Here is a 2,281-nt window from a genome sequence, read left to right as displayed (position 1 = left end):
TTCCTTTGGCGAGAAAGATACCTACTATAGCAACTGAGCGCCTTTCTTAGAAATTGCACTTACTAGGCGAATCCAAGATATTAAAAAATATTTCCTTGTCAAATAAACATAAAAATAGCCATATTACGTCGTAATGGTCTTGGTGATCTTATTTATACCATTCCATTAATAAAATTTCTACAGCGAAAACACCCAAATTCAAAAATTAGCATATTTATAGATAATGGAAACTATGATCTTGCTAATAAAATATGTCCTGATATAAACATTATCATCATCCCTAAAGGAAACAAATATCTTTCAATTTTCAAAATAGCTTTAAAATTTCGTAAAGAGCACTTTGATATTGCCATATCTGCAAAACCAAGTCCGATGAAACTAAATAATTTATTTTTATGGCTATTAGGTGCTAAGATGCGTTATGCGGTTGTCTCAGCTACCCAGTGGCATTCTAAACTGATTAATCATCCGACAACGCTGGAAGATGTTTTAGGTTATCATCAAGCATTAAAAATATTACGTACATTTTCACCTGACGAGAAAAAATTATCTACTGATTTTTTCCCTGTCATTACTCCAAATAATAAAAATAATAAAGAATACCCATTAATTTTATTTTTCCATATGAAAGGTTTAAAACCACCGTCTTTAGACGGTGACTTTGACTTTAATTCTTTGACCTATGCGCGTTTACGAGGTGCGTGGTTCGACGACTTTCAATCGTCGGCACCGAAGTGCGCTAACCCACCTACTTCAGTAGGTGGTAGTTAAGTTTCTGTTTCTAACAATAGAACAAAAAGCCTAATCAGTAACGAACAATTGGCTTTAATTGCCTGTAAAATTGCTGAACACTATCCTACGGCTAAATTCATCATCTCTGCATTACCAAATGACATTCATTTGGCTGAAAATTTAACTTTACGCATTAGTAAAAATAGTCAGATTGTAATATCTAATTCACTTAATGAATTTTTAATTTTATTGAATAATATGACATTAATTGTCGTAGGTGATGGTGGTATCTGTCATTTAGCTGCGGCATTACAGAAAAAAATTGTTGCTCTGTATGGTATAACAAAACCTGAAAATTGGGCACCACTTGCAACGGAAGAGATATGTATTACCTTATACGATCCAGAGGATGTCAATAATATTAATTTGGATAAAGTTAATAATGCTATTTTTTCCTTACTGGAAAAGTAGACATTTTCTGGATTTATCATCCTTCCAGAGTAAAATCGCTACCATTCAAGATGGCAATTAAAAATTCTATTTCAATTAAAACCATAACATATTATTCATTTTTTATTCAAACAAGTTATAAACTCTGGAATCATCGCATTTGGTGAATATCGCCATTGATAAAAATCAATTAATGAACCTATGTTTGGTAAAAAAGTTAGGAAATAAAAAGCAGCCAATGAGTTATTCCAGGGAATACTAAATTGTTTACTTCGTTCATAACAGTGTTGCACTTGTATCATAGTAATTATGGTTGTTAGCTACCATCATAAGAAACAAGGTGATATTTTGTATCAAGCACTTTTTTTCAATTTATTTAACAAAACACCTGATGTATGTTCTAATTAAACATATAGATATTCTGATGCAATAATTGATTCAGTTATTCTCTGTTTATCACTATTCAGTGCAATACATTGAATAAAATCGATAATCTTGTTAACCAATTCTTTGCATTCTTGGACCTTAATTCCTAAAAAATAACCAATAACACAGATAGGAAGAGTATAATTAAATTTTTTCAAGGATTCATCTGAATTTATTTCTTTATAAAATATTTTGCAACAAATAATGTATTTTGGTATATCTCCTACTTGGTAAAATTTGCCCATGTCTGTGTGACGTCTACTTTCAATTTCTCATGTTAATTATCATCCCTCATCCGAACGAGTGATGAGAAAATCGCTTCTACACAACTCGTTTCAATTTCCTTAGGAACATCAGCTGATTTTTAACGAACAGTAAATAATTTATCAGATAAAATCGCCTTAACTTCCTATAATATTTTAAACTTCATAGGATATTCTTTCATGATCCTTCCAGAAAATAGACTTAATTATTCTATTGACAATTTCACTACTTCACTTCTCTGTAGAACAGAATATTCTTTTAGATACGGATAATTAATTTTCGATATAAAATTTATAATAAAATAATTTATAGCCGTTAAAATTAAAAATCATATAAGTAATCAAGAAAAATTAATTGCAAATTTAGCACCATAACCTTCCAATAGAGTATTTAGCTCATACTCCACGGT

Annotated in this window: 2 protein-coding genes; both read left to right on the top strand. The window is 30.4% G+C overall.

Features of this window, described 5'->3' with window-relative positions; translation table 11 throughout:
• Positions 1 to 372 precede the first annotated feature (372 nt).
• Complete coding sequence (locus tag NXS07_RS19560; protein WP_155271869.1) at positions 373 to 771, top strand: hypothetical protein; 399 nt, start codon at positions 373 to 375, stop codon at positions 769 to 771.
• 48 nt (positions 772 to 819) lie between these two features.
• Positions 820 to 1,203: a glycosyltransferase family 9 protein gene (locus NXS07_RS19555; protein WP_046336589.1), complete on the top strand. Its 384-nt coding sequence runs from the start codon at positions 820 to 822 to the stop codon at positions 1,201 to 1,203.
• Positions 1,204 to 2,281: the final 1,078 nt, after the last annotated feature.

It is taken from the genome of Xenorhabdus bovienii (assembly GCF_024721015.1).
GTDB lineage: Bacteria > Pseudomonadota > Gammaproteobacteria > Enterobacterales > Enterobacteriaceae > Xenorhabdus > Xenorhabdus bovienii.
This window is presented reverse-complemented; position numbering and strand designations above follow the sequence as displayed.

What these genes read in the sequence shown, in the direction of transcription:
- NXS07_RS19560 (WP_155271869.1), top strand. Translation starts at nt 373, where the DNA reads ATGAAACTAAATAATTTATTTTTATGGCTATTAGGTGCTAAGATGCGT.